We start from the raw sequence: 24872 nt of genomic DNA, 5'->3' as shown, positions 1-24872 counted from the left end.
TAAAAAGTATACGTTATGAACATCTGTTTTTTAATGTACCCTTGGGAAGAAATCCAACCCGAAAATGACACCAGTCTAGCATTGATTCACGAGTGCGTTAAACGAAATCACGGTGTTGCGTTGTGCACCCCTGCAAATTTGACTATCAGGAACAGTGTTACAAGTGCCTTTTGTACAGTGATCAATAGGATGGACAAGGTTTCCAGTAGCCTTAAAACTTTCTACAAACAAGCTTCCTTACGCGAAGAAATGCTGCCATTGGCCGGCTTTGATGTGATTTTTATGCGGGCCAATCCACCATTAGACCCTATAATGCTCAATTTTTTGGATTCGGTTAAGGACGATGTATTTATAGTGAATTCCCTTCAAGGGCTTCGCGAAGCTAATAACAAATTGTACACTGCTGCCTTTGGGGATAGCCATAGCAATATTATTCCAGTTACTCATGTTTCTAAGAACAAAAGGTACTTGGTACAACAGATCAAAGAATCACAGGCAGACAAAATGATTTTAAAGCCACTTAATGGTTTTGGGGGCTCTGGGGTTATTCTTATTGAAAAATCAGCTATGTCCAATATTAAATCGTTGTTGGATTTTTATGTGACCAATGCAGATGGTTCTTCCAATTATGTCATTCTTCAGGAATACATTGAAGGTGCCGATCAGGGCGATGTCAGGATTTTGTTACTGAATGGGGAACCTATTGGTGCCATGCGAAGGATTCCTGGATCAGATGATCATCGTTCTAATGTATCAGCGGGTGGATCTGTGGCAAAGCATTCATTGACCAAGGAAGAAAAAGCCCTTTGCAAGCAAATTGGACCAAAATTGGTAAAAGACGGACTGTATTTTGTTGGTATTGACGTGATCGGGGGTAAGTTGGTTGAGGTCAATGTAATGTCACCGGGAGGGATTACCTATATCAATAAAGTATATAAGACAAAAGCCCAATGTAAGGTAATAGACTTTATTGAAAGTAAGGTGATGGACAAGTTGAAGGCCTTTGATAGAAGGTCCAGATTACGAAGTGAAGTGGAAAATGCGTAAATGTAGCATTGATGACATAATTGGGTTGATAGAAAAGGAAGCCTGTTTTGAAGTCGTTTCTGAGGATTATTCCTTTACGCTGAAGATTGAAGATTATGTTCCATTTGTTTGTGGGGCTGTGCATGATGGACATCAGTTCAGAAAATCACTTTGGGACAATTGCCTGCATACAGAATATGAAAGATGGTATGAAGAAGATCCTTGTACCAGACAAATGGTTCAAAGTTTACCCATAGTAATTGCTGGATGCGATAGTCGGTTTGAGTATGACTTGAATCGACCACCGGAAACTGCGATTTTTGATACCGCTTGGGGAAAGCAGCTTTGGAAAAATCCATTACCTGAAACTGAAAAGCAGCACAGTCTCAAAAAGCATTCGAATTTTTTTCGTGTAGTGCAGGCATTGATTTCCAAATTGGAATCCAAGTTTCAAAACGTAATTGTATTTGATATGCATAGTTACAATTGGAAACGATGGGATAGGGAAGTGCCTGTTTGGAATCTTGGGACCACCAATATTGATAACAATAAATATGGTAGTTTGGTGGAAAACTGGAGAAGTAAATTAGGGACTATACAATTACCTCACAGTATTACATCCACGGCAAAAATCAATGATACTTTTTATGGAAAAGGCTATTTTTTGAAGTTTATCACCCAAAATTTTAAGAACACTTTGGTTTTGGCAACAGAAATCTCTAAAATATACTGTGATGAACTATCAGGAATCATATTTCCGGAAGTAATTCGTTCTGTAGAAAACCAATTGAAGGTCTTGATTCCCGAAATGGTAAAAGAATTTGAAGAAGCTATGGCATGATGGGCACAAAGGAAATACAGGATTTGGAAAAGGAGCATGGCAATGTTTTTGAAATAGATGCCAACCTTGACCGATTGGTGGGGCGGATAGAATTGCTTAAATATGTGAATCCCTTAAATATAGAAAAGGAGAAACAGCGTTTTTTTGCTTCGAAATTTACCATTGAACCAGAATTTAAATACCCTAAGCTAAAGTTTGACCCTTATAAACTGCATAGACTGTTCTTTTCGCAAAGGTTGGAACGAATAACTGATGACCGGATTCGACGGTTATATCAAGAAGTGATCTATCACTATTCCAATATGATTCAGTGCATAGAGACCATTGGAAAGGGTAAAAAATTTTACTACAATTCCTTACGTGTTTATGGAACACCTACGGAACGGGATGTGCAAAATGCAAGATTTATTCTGCATTTTGATGACGAACCGGTTTCTTCGGATATGGAAAAAGTACTCCCTCCGGATGAGGCGGGCAATTATTTTGCAAACTTCTCCGAACAGTATAGTTTTCCATTGAATATCCGGTTTTCAAAGAATATGGCTGCCGAGGCTATGGTGAGCAATAGCGAACGGGCTTTATTGATCAAAAAAAACATCAAATTCAGTAAAAATCAGTTATTGACCTTGGCCAACCATGAGATCGGAGTCCATTTGGTCACTACGTATAATGGATTGCTACAACCACTCAAGATTTTCTCTAACGGATTACCCAAAAATGTGGAGACCCAAGAAGGTTTGGCCGTTTTTAGTGAATATATGGGAGGTGCCCTTACTCTGAAAAGATTAAAAGAATTGGCCTATCGTGTTCTGGCATCTGACAGTTTGATCAAAGGCTATTCGTTTGCAGATACGTTTGACCTGATTCACGGGCAATACAAATTAGATAAACACGAAGCCTTTGGAATCACGTTACGTGCACACCGAGGGGGTGGATTCACCAAGGACCGACTATATTTGAGTGGACTACGTAAAATTTACAAACGTTATCAAAGAGAAGAAGACTTGGATATCTTATTGAGCGGTAAAGTTGCCTTAGATGATGAAGATGTCATCCGATATCTAAAAACCTTAGGGCTTGCCCAGCCAATTACGCATAAAGGACTTTCATTTGAACAAAAATTGAATACCAATCAGACGTTGGATTTTATTTTGAACAATCTAAAGTAAGAACCAATTAAAATAAATCAAGTGAAGACCTCAATACCAAGGTTGAGATTCATCACTTGATTCATGATTGTGTTGAAAATATTATAGTGAAATGTATTTTCCCCTTGGATATTTCACCTGAAAAGAGAAGCTTTCTTTTTTGCTTTTCTGGCTAGCTAACTCCAACTCCCAACTTAAAAAACCGGTTTTTTTATCGTAACTGGCTGTTTTTGTATCAATATCATCCACTTTAATTTCTTTGTTTTGAGAAATTGGGATTCTATCCATCAGTTTCAAGCTGATTGCTAAACTTTTATTGTTTTTCACTTCCAGATCATAGATTCTATCTAAAATTCGATTGCTTCCTGTGAAGGATTTGCTTTTGAAATTTCGCTGTTGCTTGCGACTAACGGTGATATTGGGATCAATACCCAATGAAAGGGTCATTTCCTTTTTTACCGTAAAAGGATCAATATTGGTTTTTCCGGCATACCCGCCCTCATAATAAACATTTGCCTCACCGGGGAGCAGTTGTAATTTTTCCCAATCTTTCAATTTGGCAGTTAGAAACACATTTTCATTGACAATGGGAGCAGCAAAATATTCATACTCCGCAGGCAATTGAAAAGTATTGATCTGGATGGCGGTGATATCTCCATCAGAAACTATGGAATAAGGCTTTTTAATAACAAACTTGGTATTGGTCAGGTCGTCTTGCATGGTACTTTTTTTGGTGGTGATGACCACAATTCCGCTGGCACCACGATTTCCATAAATGACAGTAGCTTCTTGTCCTTTCAATACTTCCACACTTTGAATTTCACTTTCATCAAGATCACCTTCGGTAAATCCATCCATAGGAATACCGTCTATAATATAGAGTGGTTGACTCCTTGGGTTGCTATTATATCCTCTAATAGAAACCCCAGCTGCTTTCCCTTGCAAAGCTTGTTCCATGGAAACCGAACCAACAGAACCAGTTAATGACCTTTTTGTTTGTGAACCATATCCTACCACTACCACTTCATCTAGGGCTTGCACATCTTCCTCCATTTGCACATTGATAATGGAAGAATAAATCGGAACTTCTTGACTCACCATTCCTAAATAGGAAATGGACAGTTCTTCTCCAGAAGTAACATCTAAAACAAAATTTCCATCAAAATCGGTCTGAGCACCTTGTGTTGTGCCCTTTACAACAACATTCACTCCAGGCAGTGGAGTGCCAGACTCATCAACAACGTTTCCGCTTATCTGCCTAACCATGGGGTTATAGGTATATCCTTTCTTCTTGGGAGTGTTTCTATTTCGTTTGGCATATCTGCTTACAAAGTTCAGGTATTTGGTGCCCAAATTTGGTTTGCTCACATTTATGTTTGGATTTCCAGTAGATAGGGTCACTTTTACATTATCCCAATCTTTTCCTGTTTTTTGGTACACATGGGCTTTATAAGCTAGATCTATGGGAGCATTGAGTTTTTTGGACTTGATGTCATAATTAGGAATCCATCCAGCATCTCTGACCAAGTACGAAATGGATAGATTGAGGTTTGCTGCAATGGGAGCATCAAATGTAATTGTGAGTTCGCCCTGTTCTTCTTCAGGAGCATTGTTAACTTCTGCCAGTTGTTTCTGTAGCTTACTAATTTCCAGTTTAAACTTGTTTATTTCCAAATTGGTTTTAAAAATCTCATTTTTTATCGCCGTTATGCGCTCACGATAGTAAGTGCTTATCTGTTTTACCCGTTCTAGGTCCAACATTTGGTTATCCGCACTTACCAATCTATTTGTGGTTATCACTTTTTCCTCTTCCTCCAGACCAACTATCGTATTTTTTAACATGGTCGTTTTATGCTGAATTTTAAGGATTTGATCTTCCCATTCCTTTACCTGTGGACTACTTTCTGCTTTTTCCAGGTAATTCAAATCATAGGACATGGATAAAATGGAAACTGATTGCAGTCCAGAAATCTGGATACTACTTTCTTCAATTTTTGGGGAGAGTCCCGTGAAAATAAGTTCATTTTTACCTTCTTTGAGTTGACATTGAGCTTTTCGATAGATTTGTGCGCCACTTAAATAGACAGTAACATCTTTAATCTTGGAAGGAATCTTTTTATCATTTGCCAGTACTAAAAGTGGGCAAAGAACAAATAGGAATAATAGCTTTTTCATGACTGTTGGATTTAAAGTTTGGGGTGAACTTAAATACAACCATCAACCTACGGAATCATAAATGTGCAAGCACAGCCAATTGTTGGGTATAACCATATTCTGAATGAGTGGGAGGGAAGTAGTATCACTTTCAGAATGTTTGCCAGTAGAAACACAAAATGAAAGATATAAATATCAACCTGAGCAAAAGCTAAGGACTTTACGTGTCACCTATTTTTCAATGAGCTGAAAATCCTTTTTCTCCAACTCAATACCGTTGATGATTAGCGATACTTGATGATGTCCCACATGAAACTTTCGTGTAGTAATAATTTTAAAGGGTTGTTTACGTAAGATTTCTGTTGATGAGCCACCTGCATATTCCTTCTCACTGATCTTGAACACTTTTTTGGATAATGTACCATTTGCTTTTTGATAATAAAGGCCATATTCCAGTCGGATTTTGGTACTATTGCCATTAGCATTCTTAAGAACAAAGGAAAATTTCAAATCCCCGCCAATAGAGACAGTTGGAGTTTGGATTTCGAATTTTTTAATGTTGATGTTACCCACCTTTCCAAAACCAAACAAACGCATCACCTGTGGTATACCTTGTTTTAGTAAGGTACGGCAGGCATGCTTAACCACCCAATCCAATTCTTTGCTTTTCCCTTTCCATTTTTTGGCCAACCGAATGACAATGTCTGGATTGTCCTTGGAAATATCGTTTAGGTTGTTGGCGACACTGCGTCTTACAGATTCGGATGTATCCGATTTCAATCTCTCGAGAATGGGCAGTATGGGAGCGGGGTCTTTTTTTAAATGGGGTAGAGCCATGGCCCAAGGCAACCGTGGTCTGCATCCTTCGGATGCAAGCCGCCTAACCATCGGGTGTTCATGATGTGACCAATCTATCATTTGTTGTATCATCTTTTTTGGATAATCAATAATAAAAGGTCTTACCGCAAACTCACAACTAACAAACTTGGTAATCTCCTCAAATGCATTGATGGAAATATTGTAATCATCAGTTCCATAAACTTCCACAAAGTCGGGTAGGAAAATGAACTCCAGATTATCCGACCTAAAATCATTTTGCTTTAAAATGGGAATGAGCTTAAGCAGCATCTCAACATTGCACTCAAAATCGTTTGTTAAATGATCGTTGAGAATATGGGTAATATGCCGCATCCGTTGCTTTAACTCCTTATTATCCCATTCGTCATTATAGATTTCCTTTAAAAATGAATTAGTATCAAACTTGGGAAATACTTCTTCCATGCATACGGTAAACCGACTAAAAAAGGTTGGGTTATAGATGTTTTTGAATAGTTCTGCCATTGATCTTGATGATTTTGGGGCAAAATTAACGGTGAGTAGTGACAACCCTATGTCAGTGGGGTAAAGAAATTTTTAAGCAAGCAACGGGTCGGACGCGATCTAGACCTATTAAAATTAACTTCTATTACCAATCAACTGCACTTCGACTCGGATCAGTACAAGCAGCTCGAAGTGACATGGTGTTTTACAAAAACTACTATGACTTAAAATTTGTACTGCTGGGCAGCTCAAAGCCTTCGAGGTCAAAATATGAAATAGCTGCCAATAGATGATCAAAAACATCAGCCATAATATATTCATAGTTGGCCCAACGCTTATCATTGCTAAAAGCATAAACCTCCATAGGAATACCTTGAGGAGTTGGATCTAGATGGCGAACCATAATGGTCATTTCTTTGTTCACTCCGGAATGGTTGTTAAGGTATGCGTCTATATACTTTCTGAAAATGCCAAGATTGGTCAGGTTTCTGCCGTTGATGAGCATTGATTTGTCAATATTGTGCTCAGTATTATACTTGTCAATATCAGTACTTCGGGTTTTTAGGTATTCGGTTATCAATTGGATTTTTTGAAGAGATTCCACATCACTTTTATCTAGAAAACGAACACTTTCCTGTTTAATCAATAATGCCCTTTTAATTCGCCTGCCATCAGAATTGGTCATGCCACGCCAGTTTTTAAAGGAATCCGAAATAAGGGCATACGTTGGAATGGTAGTAATGGTCTTATCAAAATTCTGGACTTTTACCGTAGCCAGATTTATTTCTATGACGTCACCATCTGCTCCGTATTTTTCAAAAGTGATCCAATCCCCAATGCGGACCATGTCGTTAATAGAGACTTGAATACTGGCCACAAAACCCATAATAGTATCTCTGAACACCAAAATGATTACGGCCGATGCAGTACCTAAGGCAGTAAAAAATTTCCATAATTCCACACCTGTGATTACCGAAATTGCAAAGAATAACCCAAGGGCCCATGCAAAAATCATGAATACTTGGATGTAGCTATCAATTGGTTTATCCTTTAAAATTGGAAGGGTTTTGAGAAAGTCCTTAATAGTATGGAGAAGGCTTCTAACAATCCATAAAAAAAGAAAAATACCAATGACTTCAATTGTTTTCAACAAAAAGGGGCCTGCTACTGGAAAATCACGAAAAACAAATGGAATGGCCTTATAAAACAGGACCAAGGGAACAACGTGCGCAATGTTGCGTGGTGCCCTGTTTTTAACAAGAAGGTCATCAAAATGAGTTTTGGAATTTATGGACAGTCGTGTAAACAACCCAACCAATATTTTTCTTAGAATAAAATCAATCAAAAACAGTACAACAACAAGTCCAATCAATAGAATGGTAAGATTGATATATGAGGCCCACTCTGCAGATAGCCCTGAATCTATTAAATAATCATAAATTTTGTGTGATAGTTTTTCCATACGTTTTATGAATCTAAAAACTTGGCCTGTAGCTCAGGCGTTGGGATCATACAAGCATCTTTTCTGCCAAACCATTTGTATCTGTTGCGGGCTATTAAGTCATAAATAGTATCTCTAAACGATTTTGGTATCCAAGAAAAAATAGCCAACACATTCCAGAACCCTCCAAACCCTTTTCCTATCTGCAAAGCAGCATCCGATTTGGTAAAATAGGCAACCCCAGGTTCTATAAAAATAATGGAATCCACTTTGGATGTGTCAATGGCCCGTTCTGTAATCAATTGCTTTCCAATTTCACTTTGCAGGGCCGCATAGCGAAACATATCTTGCTTATCTCGTTTAATAACAAATTGAACAGCTCCGTTGCATAGGTTACAGACCCCATCAAAAAGGATTATTTTTTTGTCGATTTCCACATTGCAAAGATACGGAGCTCCTAGATGAAAGCCTAGTTAGTGGGAGGGGAGGTTTATAGTTGGCTATGAAATTTTTAATGGGCAATTGGATTAAAAGACGCTTTACTTTGTAAAATCATCTACTTCCCTAAATATTTCTACAGAGATTCGCTCCCCTATATCATGCATGGATTGCATTTGGCTGGGTTTATTATCTTGCCAAAATTTTTCCCAGTCAGCAAGGGAATCCCATTTGGCGATGGTCTTTATGTCTGAAGCATCTGTTTCACTTTGCAACATAAAACTACCTCTGGCACCTTTAACCGTTTCATGGATACTATTGGTGGTTTTTTTCCAGGTCTGAATAAAAAGCTCTCGTTTTTCTGGAGCCACCTTCCAACTATATATTATCCGTATCATTTATTGTTTTTTATGCACCACAAGATAGAACCTTACCATAGTAAGGGCAATTATTTTTTAAAGCGTTGACGGTTGATTTACAATTTGGTTTCATATTCTTCCAATTTTAGCCATATATCTATAAACTCGTTTATGCCTTCATTGTTGAGTTCGGTATTGACTATCAAAAGTTTTCCGATATTAGTTTCTGTATTAAAAAACATGTGTGTTGCAACTCCGGGGTCTCCACCCGTATGGCCTATTTGTCCTTTAGAGGACATTCCCATAAATATCCCCATATTATATTCGTCGTTATAAACACTTTCATTTCTCTGAGAATAATTTGCAGCTGTTAATTGTGCTTTAAACAATTCCCTGTAACCTTGCCTGCTCAATAATTTGCCATTTCCACTATAACCAGCAATTAATTCGGTTAAATATTTACCTAAATCTGATGATGAAGTGATCAAACCTCCATCTGGATAGTTGATCAATCTATAAAACGCCAATTCAGTTTCTTTGTTTAGATATAGTTTGGAGTGCTGGGAAAAATCCACTTCTGTAAAGGACCAACCTGAATGAGACATTTCTAGCGGCTTAAAAATGTATTTTTTTGTAAATTCAGGAAAAGTATAACCAGTTGCATTTTGTATAATGAAAGCGGCCAATCCGGAAGCAATATTGGAATACTTAAACATAGCCCCTGGTCTTGTTTTTAAAAACGTGCTTTTCTTATACCAATCACCATCTTTGCTCAGCAGGGTTTCTAAGAAAGCACCATGTTCCATTATCTCATCAGGAGAGCGAAAATTACGATTCACTTTCGCTCCTCCATTATTCTTTTCTTTTAGCACATATCCATTCTTCTCATACCTTGAAGGGTCTTCAATACTGGAAGTATGTGTTGCCAGATGCCTTATGGTTATGGTTTGATCTGGAAAATGGGGGTTTTCTATAACATAAGGTAAATATTTATTTATAGGGTCCTCAAGATTTAGTTTGCCAAGTTCTTGCGCTTTTAACAAAGCAATACCAATAAAAGTTTTAGAAATTGACGCTATGTTCTGAATGGTATTCTGCGTATAGGGTTTTTGCACTTTTGCATTAGAAAAACCAAAACCATTGGTGTATAAAATACTGTCTTGATTTACTATGGACACAGAGAACCCGGTTATATGTCCTTGTGAATATATTTGGTTTAACTCTTGGGTAAGGGTTTCTGCTGTGGTTTTGTTTATTTGACCATAGGTTATTGAACAATAGGCCAATAAACCGATTAATATTAAGATTGTTTTCATTTTATTGATTTGATGATTACAACTAGGGTTAAAGATTCTAGATATACAAATCTATCATGCACATTTCGGGTAAATCTTATTTGAAATCAAGAAATCAACTTTTTCTAAAATATTCCTTTTTCACCCTGCTCAAGGTTTCAGGTGTTAGATTAAGGTATTCAGCAATGATACGCTGTGGTACTTCCTCTAAATATCTTTTTGCATTTTCATTGGTGCTCATGAAAAGCTCAAATCGTTTGATGGCATTTTTATTTTGGAGCATGTACGATCTTTTTTCTCTCTCTAAATGTGTCTTTTCCCAAGATTTGGAATAGATATAACAAAAGGCATGATTTTCATGCCTAAGCCTTTCTGCAGCTTCTTTTTCAATAAATAGTATGTCCACATCGGTCAAAGCGGTTTGTACTTCTATTGAAGGGCTTTCTTCCAGATAGCTTTTAAGATTGTTGAAGTACATACCGGATAGGGAAATATCCACTGTAAAAATTTCACCACCAATTATCACGGTTTGGTGAACCATGCCACTCAGCACCATACTCGTTCTGTTTTCTATTTGTCCAAAACTCAATATTTCATCACCTTTCCTATAACTCTCCCTTTTAAAACTCTGCATAAACGTTTTAAAATCTTCTATACTTAAAGGATAAACCTGAGAAAACGAGTTAAAAAGTAAGTCTTCCATTTTTTTTGGTTTTAGAAGGAAAAGGTAAACGATGAGAGACATAGATGCTATTGTTATAGCAACTTTATACCTTTCCTATTTCTGAGGATAAATAAAGTAACTATATATATCAAAACAATTGAAAAGGGTATGGTTACAAACCTATATTCTGGCAAAAGATACCACAATGTTAAAACAGTAACTGTGCGTAAGGCGGCATGAAAAACTCCAACCCAATGCTTTATAATCCATGAAAAAGGGAACCACATTAAACCGGTCAAAATGCCAACGGTCATTGGTAAAGAAGTGTAATCCACTAAAAAGAAAGGAATGGCAATGGCATAGACCAAAACTGCCTGCCCCACGGTAAAAAGAAAAAGTGAGTCAAATTCATTCTTGGGTTTTCTTTTGTCCAGAAAGTTTTCACCTGTAAATTTGGAAAGGAACAACCCTAGGTAGACAATGCTCCCAGTTCCTATAAAAATTGTCCATACGGTTATTCTGTCTGAAAAAAATACTCCAGTAATGCCAATAATGGTCCAAACAATCAACCCGGCTAGGGGAGTGGCCAGGAATTTTTGATTGGAAAACTCAGCACGCTGTTCTTCCAGTGTTCTTTTTGTTAGGTCCAAGGTTATATAATTTATGGTTTAGTCAATGCATAACAATTCCGCAGACACGTAGCCTATTTGCAATTTAAATATAGGATTATTTTTCCCTTGGGATGAGTTCATTTTCCCAATTTCAAAATCATTTTTATGTTTGCTGCAATTTATACATCAGCTTAACATGGCGCTCAATTTCCGGGACAAAATCTTTATATAAGGGACCATATTTTGGTTCCAGCTTGGCTTTGACGGTTAACAGGATTTCCTCAGGTGTGCGACCATTTCCATAATCAGATTGTACCTGCTTCCAAACACTTGATAATAAATCAGCATCCCTTTTTATCGACTCTGGCGTAGTTGCGCTACCATGCCCAGTTAAAACAATAGTGGGTTCTAACTTTGCTATGGCGTAAAGGGTGCTTATTAAGTTTGGAACATTTCCGTGGCCAGTGATCACCGGCATCCAATCGGAACTTAGCACATCTCCGCCAAGCATGATTTTTTCTTTGGGCAGCCACATTAAAACATCACCAGGTGAATGCCCATCATTGGCAAAAATGATTTCAACATCTACTCCTCCAAAATTACGTTTTTGGCCTTGGGTCAATAACAAAGTAGGGTACACAAGCCGGGTTGGACCAATTGTACCATTGGTTACTTTGGAATAAAACTTTACATCTTCCTCTCCGTACTTTTTCATTTCACTTAGCGCTTGTTCACTTGAAATAATTTCAGTTACTGTATCTGCAAACGCCGCATTGCCCAACCAATGATCGGCATGGCTGTGCGAATTCACCACCCAACGTACTGGTAGGTCCGTGACCGTTTTAATGGCGCTTTTAATTCTGTTGCCTATTGCTTCAGAGGAACCGGTATCAAAAAGTAGCACCCCTTTTTTGGTAATAATGAAGTGACTGTTGGAGTTCCAACCTTTATTTTCTGGAGTAGGCAAACCAAAGGAGGGTGAAACAATGCTATAGACATTTTCAGCAATGCGTGTCACCTCAAAATCAGTGTTGGTATTTGCCAAAGTGCTGTTTGTAATCAGCCCAATCAGAAATAGGGTACGTATTATCTTTTTACTATTCATTTATTTTGAATGTTTATTTAGTGCTTGGTAGTGGCAAAGGTAAGGGGCCTTGGGGTAAAAGTCTATTTGGTGAAACAGCAATTTACAAGATACAATCCTTTGGAAGCGAAGAACAATTTTTATTTATCGTTTATTGCTTCAATCGCGCTTTTTGCTGATTGCGCAGCGGTATGCACAGAGACCCAATCCTCTCCATCGGTATAGGCTCCACCGGCAAAGTATAGTTTGTTGCCAATGGGCTTTCCAAGTTCCTGTACCGTTCTCCAATCTGCATGGTCTGTCATGTACCCACCTTTAATAAAGGGTTCGTTGTTCCAGTTTTGGCTAATATGGTTGATGTAACTGGATGTTGCCTTACCCTCATAAATACTATCCAGTTCATTTAAAATGAAGTTTTTCAAATCCTCTCCAGTACGGGAAATATAATCCTGTGCAGGTTTGCCTACCACAAACAACCCTAGGATATTCTTTGTCGTATTTTGCCCTAAAGTGGCATTGTAATAAATTTTCTGGCCATCCGTCTCGGGTTCAATCTGAAATTGGTGTTCATCATCGCCATAAAAATTGGTGGAAAACTCGAAAAAAGCTTTAAACCCTTCCCAAACCACAGTGTTATTGATGGCATTTAATTTACTTTGGGGAAGGTTGGGCGTAAAACGAACATCTCCGTCTTTAAGAATTTGGAGCGGTACTGAAATCACCACTTTGTCTGCTGTGCGTTGTCCGCCCTGGGTGTTGACCAAAACTTGGTCGCCAGAATAATCAATGGATTGTACAACCGTGTTATAAGAGATTTTTTCAGAGACCGAAGGAACAATATAATCTTCAAAAAAATTGAACCAAGAATAATTTACAAATTTCCGGTCAGGGGCATCGGAAACGGTTTCTACGTTTACCTGCACCGAAGGATCGTTAACTATTTCTTTGAAAATGCGGGGGTTGGTTTCCAACCACTCAGCGCCCAGCGGAATGGGAAAATCGGCAAAATCGGTGTTGATACGCATTCTGCCCCCATAAACCGCCGAAGCCTCAAGAATCTCAAAATCAATGCCCTGTTGGTTTAAAAAATAGCCAGCCGATAATCCACCGGCCCCAGCACCAATAATCAAAACTTTTCCTTTAAAGGGTTGGGTTGTATTGTCATCAGTTGTGCATGCCATCAATCCATGTTGTAAGGGTAATCCAATACCAAAAAGGCCACAAATTTTTATAAATTCTTCTCTTTTCATTCTATATGTTCTAAAAATAAGCTGAACCACAAGGTATAACCAGTGGTAGCCATGTATAAATTTTAACGAAAGAGACGGTTTTTATTTTTTTGTTACAGTAAGGTATGATCTTATATAAGCAGGAGACTACTTGCCTTTTTTCCTAATCGCGTTTAGTATTGCTGTACTTGCCCAATAAATATCTTGGTTACTTGTGTAAAAAAGGTATTTCCCATCTTTGGTTACAACAGGGCAGTATTCATAATGTTCCGTGTTTATTTCGTTTCCCATATTGACAGCTTTTGTCCAATTTCCATCAAGGTTCTTAAAGCTGATATACAAATCTCCTCTTCCAAAACCACCGTCCCTTGTGGAACAGAATATTAAATAAGATTCATCTGGAGCCACAAAAACATCCCCTTCATAACCTGTTGTATTTACCGCTGAATCAAGTAACACGGGTTCCTGGAATTCATTATCCACCATCTTGGAGGAGTAGATGTCATGGTCTGTTCGGGTACTGTCTTTTCTGATATGGCCGTTGGAAGCAAAATACATTGTTCCCTCATTGGTGAAAGAAATGTAATATTCATCCCCATCTGTATTAATATTAGAACCTGCGTTAATGGGTTCAGACCATCCACCCTCAATACGCTGCACGTGCCATATGTCAACATCCTTAATGTCTCCTATGCCATCTAAAGCCCTTGTGGATATGAAATATAACCTATCCTCGTCATTGGAAAGAAATGGGTCGTTATAACTGTATTGTTCATGGGAAAGTATGGTTATGGGCTTCGTCCATTGCCCTTCTTTTATTTGAGTATATCGTATTTCGTTTCTACCACCCACATCTACACCAAAATAAAACTCGTTGCCCTTTTTATTGAATACCGAACCAAATTCCTGCTCCTCGGTGGAAATGAAGTTAGGTGCGAACATTTTACCACTTGCCTCTGGTTTCTCCTGTCCCATATATTTCCCTTTCAATTTGAATTTACGGACAAGGTTTTGGTTAGCTCCATGGGAAATCAGCAATTTGGAAATATCATTTGCGACAATCCGTTGTGAAATTTCCAAGGGGGTGCTCCCTCTTTTGTTCTTGAGGTTTACGTCAACTCCGCTAGTGATCAATTTTTCTGTAAGCTCTTTATTTGCGTTCAACACTGCAAATTGCAAAAGTGACGCCCCATGGCGAGATTGCCAACCATTGTTAGGTTGTAGTTTGAGCAGACGGTCAACGTATACTTCACTGTTGAATTGAACGGCTACATGCAAGGGTGTTTTCTGTTGATTATCAACTCCATCGATTTGTATTCCTTTTTTAATGAGATAGTCAAACAGTTCTTGTTGTTTACAGGCAACCGCCCAGTGCAATAACGATCGGCCACGGTTATCCTTTACATTAATGGGAGTAGTGGTGAGCATACTGTCCAACCGTTCCAAATTGCCCTTGCAAACCGTTCTATGTATATTTTGTGCCCAAAGACCTGAGCAAAAGACAATACCCATTAGGGTTAGGATCAGTTTTTTCATTTTATCCAAATTTTGAGAACGGGAAGGTTAAAAAAATACAACAACTAAGTAAAGTAAGAGTCCCCAAAACAATATTCCAAGTAATAATGCGAGAATTCCTTGTCTGTTTTTTGTTTTGAATCCTTCACCTGGCCAAAATATTTCTAGATCAGAGAAAAATAGACAAAACGGAATACCTAAGGTTACAAGCAATACCATTTCCAAAGTAGAATAGCGAGAGGAAGCTTTTATTTTACTTACGCGAGATTCGAATTTCCGTTTACTTCGACTCCGATTATTTTGCTTTCCAATAGAAACCCCTCTTTCGATTAGTTCAGATTGTGCTTGATTAAGGGCTTCAGGTTCCCAATCATCCCTATTCTCAATTATTTCGAATAGCTCTTTATCACTTCTTTCTTTTATAGGAGGGTCAAATTCCATTTTAATTTTTTAATAGATAGCAATCACCCTTCAACTGGATATTCTTGCCATCATAAAAGTCAATTTCATTTTTCAATTCTCCAATATGTTGTAATTTTTGGACTGGACATATTTTTATGAAGCGGCCTTTTGAAATTAAATTCCCATTATTACCATCGTATATTGAAATTCTGGTCATATTCCGATGGTTGTTTATCCATTCAATGTCAAACCAAGTTTTGATTCCGTCTTTTTCAACCAAAAATGCAGTTTTTGGAATTCGGTCTGTTCCCTCCAATTCCATTTTGTTTTTCAGTCCACTACAGCTTAATAAAATAAGAAGAATTAATAGTTTTAAAGATAGGCTTACGGTTTTTCTCAAATTGTATGCGATGATTTCGGTTATACTTTTGCGGACTACAAGATACGATTTTGCGAGAGCGAGGGTTAGGACCAGTTTTTTCATTTTATCCATATAGAAAACAACTTGTTTACAAAAACAAAGTATTTTCTTGTATTTGATATACGTATACCACAAGATATAATCTTGCGGCAGCGGGTGGGCAGCAGGGGAATATTATTCATTATTAAAATAAACATTCTTCCCCCTATTGTTTTTAATACTAATATGTCCATTTTTTGCCAGCACACGTGTGCCCCAGCTTGAAACTTTCTGAATTGTGCATCCGACCGAATCGGCTATTTCTCTGGCTGTCATTGCTTCAGATTGTGGTAGCTGAGAAATTAATCCAAGAATTTTAATCTCAACTTCGGCATAGTTGCCCTCGGTAATTGGCATCGCTTGATGTATAATCTCCACTAACTTTTCATCATCTTCAAAACATCGTTTTACCTTAACTTTAACCACATCCTCTTCTGGATATATTCTATCACATTTTGGACATTTATAACTTTTTGACTTAGATTCTAAAAAATAGGGGTCAAACTCGGAGATAACAGAATCAAATACAAATCTGATAGGAGTGTATTCATCTTTTTTGTTAGCATAACGAATACTATGTTCATTGCAAATATCATAGTCAATAGAATATAAATTATAATTACCACCATGTTTTGAAGAAATATTCTCAGATAGAAAGTGAATTAAAAAGTTTTCGCAGAGAACATTCAAATAATCTTTCCTCAAGGGATCTATCATAAAATGGCTTGCGGCCCTGTCGGAATATTTTGCTTTCTCAGCTAGAGCTTTTTTAAGTATTGCATTCCACATATCCATATAAAAACCATACACAAGTTTTTTCTTAATACTGCCAATAAATTGTTTTTGGTATGTTTTTCGCGCACTACTTATTCCATAGTTAATCTCGTTTAACCCAATTTTATTATCTGTTTGGGTAGACTGCGCTTGGATGTAAGCATTTTGTAAAATCATGCCGATTGTTCTGGACACCCCAATAGTTTCTCTTGTTATTCTATAATATGCTTGTGGCAAATCACCTTTAAATACATCCGAAATACTAAGTTCTGGGCAGAATATTTCAATTCTTTTTTCAATAAGGATTTGAACAAAGTCTTGCATCCTTGTCATTGCTGCAATAGCACCACCATATCTTTCTACATATTCATTAAAATCTAATGGTATTGGAAAAATATCTCTGCCTACTATTATTTTCTCTCCAAAATCATATCTATCTGTAATAACACCAACCTTAAAAAACATTCCTATTCTTGAACCAAGGAAGAATTTAAGTAATGAACTGAATTTTATTTGCGATGATTTATTTAAATCAGAATACTCATCAATAAATACAAAAATTGAATCAATTTTAGCTTTACGTTTAATGTCATTTATTTTGTTTAAAAAATCTTGAACATTTAGTCCTCGAAGTTGAGAATAATCTCTTTGCTCATCTATTTCTGATGATTCTGATAGTTTGGTTTCCAAAGAGATATCTTTGATTGATGCTTTTGCTGAAAGTGAGTCGGAAGCAGTTTTTTTTCTACTTTCTTTTATATTAATGTTTCTTTGATTAAACAACTTAACACCTTCTATCAAAACTTTTTCTATATAGTCCAAGTCATCAAGAGCAGGGTTTTCTTTCTTAAATATTAGTAAAAATGATTCATCAAACATAAGAGCAAGTTGTCTTTTTAAGGAATCAATTATCTGTCTTATAAAATGTACCTCGATTAAGCCTAGATCATTTTGAGAATCAAAAAGATCATTGCACGTACTTAAGTCGACAAATATTGGTAAAATCTTAGTATCACCTAAAACACATTCTTTTTCTTTCAGCTTAGGTGCTATGGTTTTTAGGCACTCATAGTAAGATCTTAATAGGTTTGTAGTTTTACCAGTTCCACGTCTACCAGAAATGAAGTTATCCTGTTTTTGAAGTACTCCTTGAAGAATTCCGAAATAGTCAATGTAGTATTCAGAAAGATTGTCTAATTCCTCTATTTTATCAAGTGTTATGTAATCCGCTCGTAGTATAGAATCAAACGCATCTCGCAACTTCTGTTTTTGTTTTCTATCCATAATTAATTTTGTGGCACATAGTTTTAATAGGATTTTACGCTCTTTAGATGACGAAGTTCACTGAAATTTCTTTCATTGTCAAGTTGTGGAACCTTTAGGTTGTAAGAAGTTATTAACAGCTATTCCTTTGGGTTTAGGCATTATGTATATTTACACCGTCAGCACATTTTAGGCTTAACTTATACCATTAACTTATGTTAAATGAAAAAAGCGATAAGCCATGTCTACATTATAGTGTTGACATAGCTTCGGAAGATACACGTGACGTATCAAGAATTTCCCAATTGCTTACCCCAGCACAAGTAGAACTTTTAAATTTTTGCAATCCTGTAGATGCCCCCGATTTGGTAAAGGCCCTAAAATTGGTTCATAATATGGCGCTGTACCATTCAGATGGCCTTATTGATGACCCAGAAAAGGTGGCCCTGTATTGGGTAAAAGGGCTTTGGGAATGTTTGGAGGAAATTAGAGGGTAATAAACCCAAAGCGCGTCAATTCGAGTGAATTTTGCTCATGGAGATGAGCGGAATTTGTATCGAGAATCAAGTTGTGGTCATCATAAAGGTTCTCGATAGTTCTGCTGAGCTTGCCGAAGTACAATTTTTTTTGATTTCGACTGCTCCTTCGACACTTTGGCAATGCTCAGTGCGGGAAAGCTCAGGATGACAGCTCAATCTGACAGAAAATCACTCGAACTGATGTTGGTTTATATCGTTCTCGATACGCTTCGCACTCGAACTGACGTTTGTGTTGCCTTTAGGAAGGTGTTGTGGCACGAAAGAAAATCCAGTAAGTGGGAGGGGAGCCTTATATCCTTGCCAATGTAAAAAGTTGTTCCGTTTGTTTTCGGTTTACGGCTTTTGGGGCCATTTTCATAGCAAAATTCCGAAACGCTATTAAAAACGGGTTGGACAAATGTGCCAATTTTCCCAACCTCCAACTTGTTTTTACCACTTGGTGTGCCTTGTTCATTCTGACCTTTTGAAATTTTTGAAAAGCTTGATTGGGCAGACCATTGGCCAAACATTCGGACAATACGTAGGCATCCTCAATGGCCTGGCAAGCGCCTTGTCCCATGTTTGGGGTTGCGGCATGGGCGGCATCACCCAGTAAGCACACATTGTCCTTATGCCAAATGGCTGTGGGCTTTAGGTCAATGATATCCGAGGTATGTATTTGGTCTTGCTGAGTTGCAGCAATAATATCTTTTACAAGAGGAGTGTAGTTGCTGAAGTAGGTGCCAATTTTAGCGTTGTCGAACTCGTTCATGGATGCTTTTTTGGTTTTTAAGGCGTACCAATACACTTTTTTGGGTGCAATTTGAACAAATCCAAATCGGTCTGCTTTTCCCCAAGCTTCGTTCAGTTCATTTGTATAGGTTTTGGGTAAATCAAAATTTGCGATTCCCCTCCAACACAATTGGTTTGCATTGCGGGTGCTATTGCCAGCGAATAGTTTTTGCCGTACTACCGAGTTCAGTCCATCGGCTCCGATAACCACTTGGGACGATACTTCCTTGCCATCAAAAAAGAGTTGGTATTGCCCATTGTTCTGTATTATGTCGGTCAACTTATGGTTCAAATATATTTTGGTAGACCGGAGTTGGTCTGCCAAAACCTGCTGCAGTTTTCCCCTGTGGATAGCAATGTTCTGGACTTTGTGTTTTTGTTCAAAATAGGCAAGGTCAACTTTGGAAATTGGTTTTAGGTTAGCATTGGTAATATTGATGGAAGAAATGGCATTTCCGCTTTGCTCGATTACTTCCTTAAGCTCAAGCTTACTGTACACCTGCATGGCATTGTTTGCCAGTATAATTCCTGCGCCAATAGGTTTCAATTCGGGGGATTGCTCAAATACCCTAACCTTGAGCCCCTTTTTTTCCAAGGCAATGGCCGTGGTCAATCCTCCTATTCCGGCCCCAATAATATCTATGGTCATGTTAGTTTTGTAGTTGTTTTGCACAACTACAAAGATACGGAGGCTAGGAGGGGAAAAGTAAGTTTTTTCTATGCGATTATCTTTTCAATACATGGTATTTCCATTGGCAGAGCTTTCTGGTATTTGTTGCATGGCATCCCAATGTTCCACAATTTTACCGTTGGCATCAAACCTAAAGAAGTCCATGGTAACATATTCCTCGTTTCCGGGCCATGTTTGATGCGTGTGTAGGGCCACTAAATCCTTTTCCGCCACCGCACGCAAAAACTTTATGGATTTGTTCGGGTATTCATTGAACATTCTTTCAAAATATGCAATAAATGGTTCTTTTCCATCACCAACCAGAGGATTGTGCTGAATGTAGTCGCCCCCAACATATTTTTCCACTGCTTCCCTAGGGTTACCATCGTATGCCATTTGATAAAAACCAACGGCATTCTTTTTGTTTTGTTCTAAATTCATAAAACGATGTTTACAATTTAAATTCAGCCATTAATGGGTAATGGTCCGATAGTTCGTGGGTCTTCTTTTGATTGAGTATTTCAAGTTTTTCACATGTATTCGACAAATTTGGGCTCGCAAAAATATAATCGATGCGCACCCGGTTTGCCACAATGGATTTATCTGTATTGTTGTATTTGCCCGTTAAAGCGGGAGTGGGGAAGGTATGGCCCGCATTGACCAAATCCACTTTGTTCAAAGCCAAATCTACAGCTGGGCATGCCAAAAATTGACCGATTACGGAGTAATCAAAATTTCCGTTCAATAGGTTAGAGTATTTGTTATCACCTTTAGGTCTATACTTTTCGTGTAAGCTGTTGTTCTTTTCCAATGCATAGGCATCAAAAGGAGAGCTGGCATTAAAATCACCTAGGATAATATAGTTGTCCGATTTACTTTCTTGAATGTCCTGTGCAATCATTTTGGCCTCTTTTAGCCTGAATTTGGCATCAGCAGGGGATAGGTGTACCACATAAAAATCAATTCCATAGGTTTCGCAATGTAGTACGCCATGCCAAAAGGAATCTATTTTTCGTTCTTTTAGTTTAATGGGTCTATTAGAGGTAAGGGCTGTTGGATAGCCTTCTGTTTTTAGCAATTGAACGTATTCATGTCCCCATTTTAGGGCATCTTCTTTCAACATTTCCTCAGTATAACCACATAATTCTTGCAGTGCCACCACATCGGGCTTTTTGCTTTTGATCCATTCAATGCATTTTGCTTTTCTTTCTGTGTCCTTTCCCCATTCAAAGCCATTCCAAATATTATAGCTCATTACTTTGAGGGTTTCACTTTTGTCTTCTTCAGTTTGGGCAAGACCACTTAATACCGCTATAAATATGAATAAAATTGAAAGAGTAAGTTTTTTAGTATGAATCATTTTTGGCTAATGGTATATAATTTTTAGTTGGAAGTTTGATCAATGAACTCATCCACATCCTTTTTAAATTTCTGCATGGAGGGGATATGCGTATACATCATGTGTCCAGCTTCATAATATTTCATGATGATGTTCTTTTTTAAATTAGCATCCAATCCCATATGATTAATGGAGTGTTCCACACCATAGAACACTGTGGCCAGATCATAATATCCATTAAGAATCAGAATCTTTAAATCTGGATTTCGTTTCATGGCAGAGGTCATATCAGGTAATGTGGTTACGGCCACTTGCATGTTCCATGCAATATTGCCATTGTGTTTCCAATCCCACTTAAAACCTTTCCTTGTGCTTGCGGTAGTGGTATAGGTTAAATCTTTTCTGACCTTTAGGTCATTGTACAAATAGTCTTTGAAGGCTGAGATGTAAGGAGGGGAAATGGCATCACTTTGTGGGTCCGTAAGGGAGGATTGCGCCAATAAATCTTCATTGACACCGGTAAACCTTGAGTCTAAACGACCCACTGTAAGTCCTTTGTCCTTAAGCAGTTCTTGAAAATATTCCCCATTAGTTACCCTTAAGTCAGCTTTCATGTAAAAATCTTGGCTCAAACCAGAATAGTCTGCCAATTTTTGAGCGATGGATGCCCTTTCTGTGTGGCTCAATTGATCTCCTTTGAGCAGGGCAGGTGCATATTCATTTTCTGTAAATTTTCTGACATCAGCTAAGAACGCTTTAAGGCTTTCTCCTTTGTTTTTCACTTTGTTATGGTACCAGGCCGTTGCTGCATACGTTGGGAAATGAATCAAATATGCTGTGTCGTCTCCAGGGCCGAACAGCAAATGCTGTAGATCAAAAACTGCAGATACCATAATAACACCGTTCATAGCAATTCCCTTGTCCTGTAGATGTTTCACTAATCCTGCGTTTCTGAAAGTGCCATAACTTTCCCCAAGCAAATACTTGGGGGCGTTCATTTTACCTGTTTTTATGATAAACTGTTCTATGAACAGGCCAATACTTCTGATATCTTGGTCAACTCCCCAAAAATCCTCCCATTTGGCATCACCAATGGGCTTGCTAAAACCAACCCCAACAGGGTCTATCATCACCAAATCAGCCTTATCCAAAATGGAATATTGGTTGTTCACCACCTTATAAGGAGCTGGTTTGGTGTAGGCAGGATCATTGATTTCGATGCGCTTGGGCCCCAACACCCCAAAATGCAACCAGAAAGAAGCGGACAAGGGCCCTCCGTTAAAGGCAAAAACAATGGGCCTGTTGGTAGCGTTAGTTTTTCTGTAGTGGGTAAACCCAAATAGGGCGATGGGTTTGTCGTTTTCGTCCCGTAGTTGTACCGTTCCAGTTTCTGTGGCCAAAGAGATGGTCTTTCCATTGATGGTCACGGATTGGGTAGAGCTAAAAATTTCCCCATCGGGGATTTCCTTTTTGGCTGTTTTTTCTTGTGCTAAGCATGGAAATGTAACGAAAGCTAAGACTAGAGCAAAAGCCAATTTTTTCATGAGGTTGGGTTGTTTTGATTTGACCTCAAAATAAGATTAAAAATTGACTTTTAGCGATTTCCTAGAGGCTATTTAGAAAACTGGTCAAATCCATATCCTTGTCCAGCTCCAATTTCTTTTTGAGACGGTATTTGGATTTCAGAATACTGTCCGGGAGCACATTTAGCGTGGCCGCAATCTCCTTGGTGGTCAAGTTCATCCGTAAAAAGGCCGCCAAGCGGATTTCCTTTTCGGAAATATCAGGATAAAGCGTTTTGAGTTTTTGGTCAAAGTCATTATGTACCTCGGAGAAATAGGATTTAAACACTTCCCAATCTTTATCGGAAGCATTCTGTTTTTTAAGCAGCATCACAATACGTCGAAACTCCACTTTGAACTTCTCCGGGGAGTTTTTGAGGTTTTCCAGATTTTCTTTGAGCTCTTGGATAAAGGTGTTTTTCTGCACTAGGTGTAACGTCTGACTGGTTAACTCTTTTTTCTTGTGTTCTATTTCCTGTTTGTAGATTTCTTCTTGTTTTTCGCGAGCAATGCGGTTCTTTTTAATGCGCTGACGATACCCGAAAACGGATAAGCCGAATAAGGCTAGGGCAGAGGCCATACCTCCGGCATAAAGCCCTTTGGTTAGCTTATCCACTTTGGCTTTTTCATTTAAAGTTTTGATTTCTTCTTCCTTCTTTTCAGTTTCGTAGATAGTCTCCAATTCCTCAATTGCCTTGGTTTTCTCAATAGAGAACAGACTGTCCTTGATTTTTTGCGAAGCGACATAATCTTCAAAGGCCGATTTGTAATTGCCTGCATTAACATGTGCTTTGGACCTGTAATCCAATGCATGTTTAAGTTCATTGGAAATCTTAAGGGAGTCGGCCAAACGCACAGATTTGTCCAGATATTCTATAGCTCTTTTATTATTACCTAAAAGTGAATACGTTAGGCCTACATGATATAGTTCCAGTACATAGTTTAAAGAAGACTGGTCATAAGTGTTGATCTCGCCTGCTTTAGTGAAATAGTTCAGCGCTTCTTGGTAGTTCCCATTTTCCCTTTGAGCATATCCAATGTTGAAAAGGGCATTTGCCGCAGCTTCAGGAAAATTAAATTCTTGACTGATTTCAAAACTTTCATTAAAGTATTCAATAGCCTTATAGTAATCCTTAAAGTAAATATAAACATTGCCTATATCATTGAGAACATGGGCACTATATTGGTTATCTGAAACTTCCCTGTAAATTTCATAGGCATTTGTAAAATTTTCTATCGCCTGATTAAAATCTTTTTGCTGATAGTTGAGCTTTCCAATATTTCTATAGACGTCACCCCTTCGGTAAACTTCCCTATCTATAGTATCTAATACTTCAAGGGCCTTCTTAAACGAGTTCATCGCATTTAAATATTGTCCGAGCTCATAATAATTGTTACCATTGGTATTTAATGAAACACCATACCTAAGGAAGTCTTTATTGTCCAACGAAATTTGTGTTACAGAGTCCATTAATCGTATGGCATTCCTATAGTTACCTTTATCACCTTCAATTATCGATAGATTGGACAATGCTCCAGCCACGTTATCTTTTAAGTCATGTTGGGAAGCTAAATCAAGGGTTTTTTGAAAGTGAAGCGTTGCAGAATCCATTTTTCTTATGGTGAAGTAGTATCCACCTAGGCTAAAATTTCCAATGATCATGCCCAATGGATATGAATCACCTTCTGAAAGGGAGATAATTTCCAAAGCATACTGTTTTCCTTTTTCTGAATCCAGATAACTTGCGGTTTCATATAATTTTTCTAAAGTGGAAACTTTGGAAGCAATTTCTTTTTGACTTTTTAAAACGGTATGTAAACTGTCGATACGCTTTTGACCCTGCAGCTGAGAGAATGTAAAAATTGGCCAAAACATGATAATCGTAAAAAGAGTTATCTGTTTTTTCATGGAATGATGATTGTTTTACCAAGATACCAATTATATTATTTACCAAATTGCTCGATTC

At 37.9% G+C, this 24872-nt stretch carries 23 protein-coding genes; 4 read left to right on the top strand and 19 right to left on the bottom strand.

What is annotated here, in order from left to right; translation table 11 throughout:
- Positions 1 to 15 precede the first annotated feature (15 nt).
- Genes gshB through CRO15_RS09115 form a run of 3 tightly spaced genes read left to right on the top strand, consistent with a single transcriptional unit; the run spans position 16 to position 3036 of the window.
- A complete protein-coding gene (gshB, locus tag CRO15_RS09125; protein WP_097045483.1) occupies positions 16 to 1047 on the top strand; it encodes a glutathione synthase in 1032 nt (343 codons plus the stop codon).
- Entirely contained in the window at positions 1040 to 1867 is an 828-nt protein-coding gene (locus tag CRO15_RS09120) for an N-formylglutamate amidohydrolase (protein ID WP_097045482.1), read from the top strand. Before gshB ends, CRO15_RS09120 begins: the two co-directional genes overlap by 8 nt.
- A complete protein-coding gene (locus CRO15_RS09115) occupies positions 1867 to 3036 on the top strand; it encodes a flavohemoglobin expression-modulating QEGLA motif protein (RefSeq protein ID WP_417935205.1) in 1170 nt (389 codons plus the stop codon). Before CRO15_RS09120 ends, CRO15_RS09115 begins: the two co-directional genes overlap by 1 nt.
- 81 nt (positions 3037 to 3117) lie before the next feature.
- Here CRO15_RS09115 and CRO15_RS09110 read toward each other — a convergent pair whose 3' ends face one another.
- The 14 genes from CRO15_RS09110 to CRO15_RS09045 form a co-directional block, all read right to left on the bottom strand.
- Positions 3118 to 5190 (bottom strand): DUF4139 domain-containing protein, encoded by a 2073-nt coding sequence (locus CRO15_RS09110; RefSeq protein ID WP_097045480.1) that lies wholly within the window; start codon positions 5188 to 5190, stop codon positions 3118 to 3120.
- A 210-nt stretch (positions 5191 to 5400) separates the two neighbouring features.
- Positions 5401 to 6510: a DNA alkylation repair protein gene (locus CRO15_RS09105; protein ID WP_097045479.1), complete on the bottom strand. Its 1110-nt coding sequence runs from the start codon at positions 6508 to 6510 to the stop codon at positions 5401 to 5403.
- A 196-nt stretch (positions 6511 to 6706) separates the two neighbouring features.
- Positions 6707 to 7951 carry a mechanosensitive ion channel family protein gene (locus CRO15_RS09100; RefSeq protein WP_097045478.1) on the bottom strand — a complete coding sequence of 415 codons (1245 nt, stop codon included), beginning with the start codon at positions 7949 to 7951 and terminating at the stop codon, positions 6707 to 6709.
- A 5-nt stretch (positions 7952 to 7956) separates the two neighbouring features.
- Positions 7957 to 8367, bottom strand: a complete 411-nt coding sequence (locus CRO15_RS09095) for a thiol-disulfide oxidoreductase DCC family protein (protein ID WP_097045477.1) — start codon at positions 8365 to 8367, stop codon at positions 7957 to 7959.
- 102 nt (positions 8368 to 8469) lie between these two features.
- Positions 8470 to 8766: an antibiotic biosynthesis monooxygenase family protein gene (locus CRO15_RS09090; RefSeq protein ID WP_097045476.1), complete on the bottom strand. Its 297-nt coding sequence runs from the start codon at positions 8764 to 8766 to the stop codon at positions 8470 to 8472.
- A 77-nt stretch (positions 8767 to 8843) separates the two neighbouring features.
- A complete protein-coding gene (locus CRO15_RS09085; protein WP_097045475.1) occupies positions 8844 to 10043 on the bottom strand; it encodes a serine hydrolase domain-containing protein in 1200 nt (399 codons plus the stop codon).
- Positions 10044 to 10137: 94 nt separating this feature from the next.
- Positions 10138 to 10725 carry a Crp/Fnr family transcriptional regulator gene (locus tag CRO15_RS09080; RefSeq protein WP_097045474.1) on the bottom strand — a complete coding sequence of 196 codons (588 nt, stop codon included), beginning with the start codon at positions 10723 to 10725 and terminating at the stop codon, positions 10138 to 10140.
- Between the two features lie 53 nt (positions 10726 to 10778).
- Positions 10779 to 11336 (bottom strand): DUF7010 family protein, encoded by a 558-nt coding sequence (locus CRO15_RS09075; protein ID WP_097045473.1) that lies wholly within the window; start codon positions 11334 to 11336, stop codon positions 10779 to 10781.
- Between the two features lie 124 nt (positions 11337 to 11460).
- The gene (locus CRO15_RS09070; protein ID WP_097045472.1) at positions 11461 to 12402 is read right to left on the bottom strand and encodes an MBL fold metallo-hydrolase; all 942 of its coding nucleotides are present in this window, start codon (positions 12400 to 12402) and stop codon (positions 11461 to 11463) included.
- Positions 12403 to 12521: 119 nt separating this feature from the next.
- Positions 12522 to 13631, bottom strand: coding sequence for an FAD-dependent oxidoreductase (locus CRO15_RS09065; protein WP_097045471.1), 1110 nt, complete (start codon positions 13629 to 13631; stop codon positions 12522 to 12524).
- Between the two features lie 126 nt (positions 13632 to 13757).
- The gene (locus CRO15_RS09060) at positions 13758 to 15146 is read right to left on the bottom strand and encodes an ankyrin repeat domain-containing protein (protein ID WP_097045470.1); all 1389 of its coding nucleotides are present in this window, start codon (positions 15144 to 15146) and stop codon (positions 13758 to 13760) included.
- Positions 15147 to 15173: 27 nt separating this feature from the next.
- Positions 15174 to 15566, bottom strand: coding sequence for a hypothetical protein (locus tag CRO15_RS09055; protein ID WP_097045469.1), 393 nt, complete (start codon positions 15564 to 15566; stop codon positions 15174 to 15176).
- Between the two features lies 1 nt (position 15567).
- Positions 15568 to 16011 (bottom strand): hypothetical protein, encoded by a 444-nt coding sequence (locus CRO15_RS09050; protein WP_133067240.1) that lies wholly within the window; start codon positions 16009 to 16011, stop codon positions 15568 to 15570.
- 111 nt (positions 16012 to 16122) lie between these two features.
- Positions 16123 to 18045 (bottom strand): hypothetical protein, encoded by a 1923-nt coding sequence (locus tag CRO15_RS09045; protein WP_097045467.1) that lies wholly within the window; start codon positions 18043 to 18045, stop codon positions 16123 to 16125.
- 194 nt (positions 18046 to 18239) lie between these two features.
- Here CRO15_RS09045 and CRO15_RS09040 point away from each other — a divergent pair, with 194 nt between their 5' ends.
- Positions 18240 to 18521, top strand: coding sequence for a hypothetical protein (locus CRO15_RS09040; protein WP_097045466.1), 282 nt, complete (start codon positions 18240 to 18242; stop codon positions 18519 to 18521).
- 331 nt (positions 18522 to 18852) lie between these two features.
- Here CRO15_RS09040 and CRO15_RS09030 read toward each other — a convergent pair whose 3' ends face one another.
- From CRO15_RS09030 to CRO15_RS09010, 5 genes are all read right to left on the bottom strand, one after another.
- Positions 18853 to 19983: an FAD-dependent monooxygenase gene (locus CRO15_RS09030; protein WP_097045464.1), complete on the bottom strand. Its 1131-nt coding sequence runs from the start codon at positions 19981 to 19983 to the stop codon at positions 18853 to 18855.
- A gap of 84 nt (positions 19984 to 20067) precedes the next feature.
- Positions 20068 to 20445 (bottom strand): nuclear transport factor 2 family protein, encoded by a 378-nt coding sequence (locus CRO15_RS09025; protein ID WP_097045463.1) that lies wholly within the window; start codon positions 20443 to 20445, stop codon positions 20068 to 20070.
- A gap of 10 nt (positions 20446 to 20455) precedes the next feature.
- Positions 20456 to 21364, bottom strand: a complete 909-nt coding sequence (locus tag CRO15_RS09020; protein WP_097045462.1) for an endonuclease/exonuclease/phosphatase family protein — start codon at positions 21362 to 21364, stop codon at positions 20456 to 20458.
- Between the two features lie 23 nt (positions 21365 to 21387).
- Positions 21388 to 22887, bottom strand: coding sequence for a S10 family peptidase (locus CRO15_RS09015; protein ID WP_097045461.1), 1500 nt, complete (start codon positions 22885 to 22887; stop codon positions 21388 to 21390).
- Positions 22888 to 22948: 61 nt separating this feature from the next.
- Positions 22949 to 24814, bottom strand: coding sequence for a tetratricopeptide repeat protein (locus CRO15_RS09010; RefSeq protein ID WP_097045460.1), 1866 nt, complete (start codon positions 24812 to 24814; stop codon positions 22949 to 22951).
- Between the last annotated feature and the right edge of the window lie 58 nt (positions 24815 to 24872).

The organism is Flagellimonas pacifica (assembly GCF_900215465.1).
Lineage (GTDB): Bacteria > Bacteroidota > Bacteroidia > Flavobacteriales > Flavobacteriaceae > Flagellimonas > Flagellimonas pacifica.
The sequence above is the reverse complement of the archived record's forward strand: the minus strand, read 5'-3'. Positions and strand labels throughout refer to the sequence as shown.

Excerpts from the sequence above, each read along its gene's own strand:
- gshB (WP_097045483.1), top strand. The coding sequence starts at position 16 with ATGAACATCTGTTTTTTAATGTACCCTTGGGAAGAAATCCAACCCGAA.
- CRO15_RS09120 (WP_097045482.1), top strand. The coding sequence starts at position 1,040 with ATGCGTAAATGTAGCATTGATGACATAATTGGGTTGATAGAAAAGGAA.
- CRO15_RS09115 (WP_417935205.1), top strand. The coding sequence starts at position 1,867 with ATGGGCACAAAGGAAATACAGGATTTGGAAAAGGAGCATGGCAATGTT.
- CRO15_RS09110 (WP_097045480.1), bottom strand. The coding sequence starts at position 5,190 with ATGAAAAAGCTATTATTCCTATTTGTTCTTTGCCCACTTTTAGTACTG.
- CRO15_RS09105 (WP_097045479.1), bottom strand. The coding sequence starts at position 6,510 with ATGGCAGAACTATTCAAAAACATCTATAACCCAACCTTTTTTAGTCGG.
- CRO15_RS09100 (WP_097045478.1), bottom strand. The coding sequence starts at position 7,951 with ATGGAAAAACTATCACACAAAATTTATGATTATTTAATAGATTCAGGG.
- CRO15_RS09090 (WP_097045476.1), bottom strand. The coding sequence starts at position 8,766 with ATGATACGGATAATATATAGTTGGAAGGTGGCTCCAGAAAAACGAGAG.
- CRO15_RS09085 (WP_097045475.1), bottom strand. The coding sequence starts at position 10,043 with ATGAAAACAATCTTAATATTAATCGGTTTATTGGCCTATTGTTCAATA.
- CRO15_RS09080 (WP_097045474.1), bottom strand. The coding sequence starts at position 10,725 with ATGGAAGACTTACTTTTTAACTCGTTTTCTCAGGTTTATCCTTTAAGT.
- CRO15_RS09070 (WP_097045472.1), bottom strand. The coding sequence starts at position 12,402 with ATGAATAGTAAAAAGATAATACGTACCCTATTTCTGATTGGGCTGATT.
- CRO15_RS09065 (WP_097045471.1), bottom strand. The coding sequence starts at position 13,631 with ATGAAAAGAGAAGAATTTATAAAAATTTGTGGCCTTTTTGGTATTGGA.
- CRO15_RS09060 (WP_097045470.1), bottom strand. The coding sequence starts at position 15,146 with ATGAAAAAACTGATCCTAACCCTAATGGGTATTGTCTTTTGCTCAGGT.
- CRO15_RS09055 (WP_097045469.1), bottom strand. The coding sequence starts at position 15,566 with ATGGAATTTGACCCTCCTATAAAAGAAAGAAGTGATAAAGAGCTATTC.
- CRO15_RS09050 (WP_133067240.1), bottom strand. The coding sequence starts at position 16,011 with ATGAAAAAACTGGTCCTAACCCTCGCTCTCGCAAAATCGTATCTTGTA.
- CRO15_RS09045 (WP_097045467.1), bottom strand. The coding sequence starts at position 18,045 with ATGGATAGAAAACAAAAACAGAAGTTGCGAGATGCGTTTGATTCTATA.
- CRO15_RS09040 (WP_097045466.1), top strand. The coding sequence starts at position 18,240 with ATGTTAAATGAAAAAAGCGATAAGCCATGTCTACATTATAGTGTTGAC.
- CRO15_RS09030 (WP_097045464.1), bottom strand. The coding sequence starts at position 19,983 with ATGACCATAGATATTATTGGGGCCGGAATAGGAGGATTGACCACGGCC.
- CRO15_RS09025 (WP_097045463.1), bottom strand. The coding sequence starts at position 20,445 with ATGAATTTAGAACAAAACAAAAAGAATGCCGTTGGTTTTTATCAAATG.
- CRO15_RS09020 (WP_097045462.1), bottom strand. The coding sequence starts at position 21,364 with ATGATTCATACTAAAAAACTTACTCTTTCAATTTTATTCATATTTATA.
- CRO15_RS09015 (WP_097045461.1), bottom strand. The coding sequence starts at position 22,887 with ATGAAAAAATTGGCTTTTGCTCTAGTCTTAGCTTTCGTTACATTTCCA.
- CRO15_RS09010 (WP_097045460.1), bottom strand. The coding sequence starts at position 24,814 with ATGAAAAAACAGATAACTCTTTTTACGATTATCATGTTTTGGCCAATT.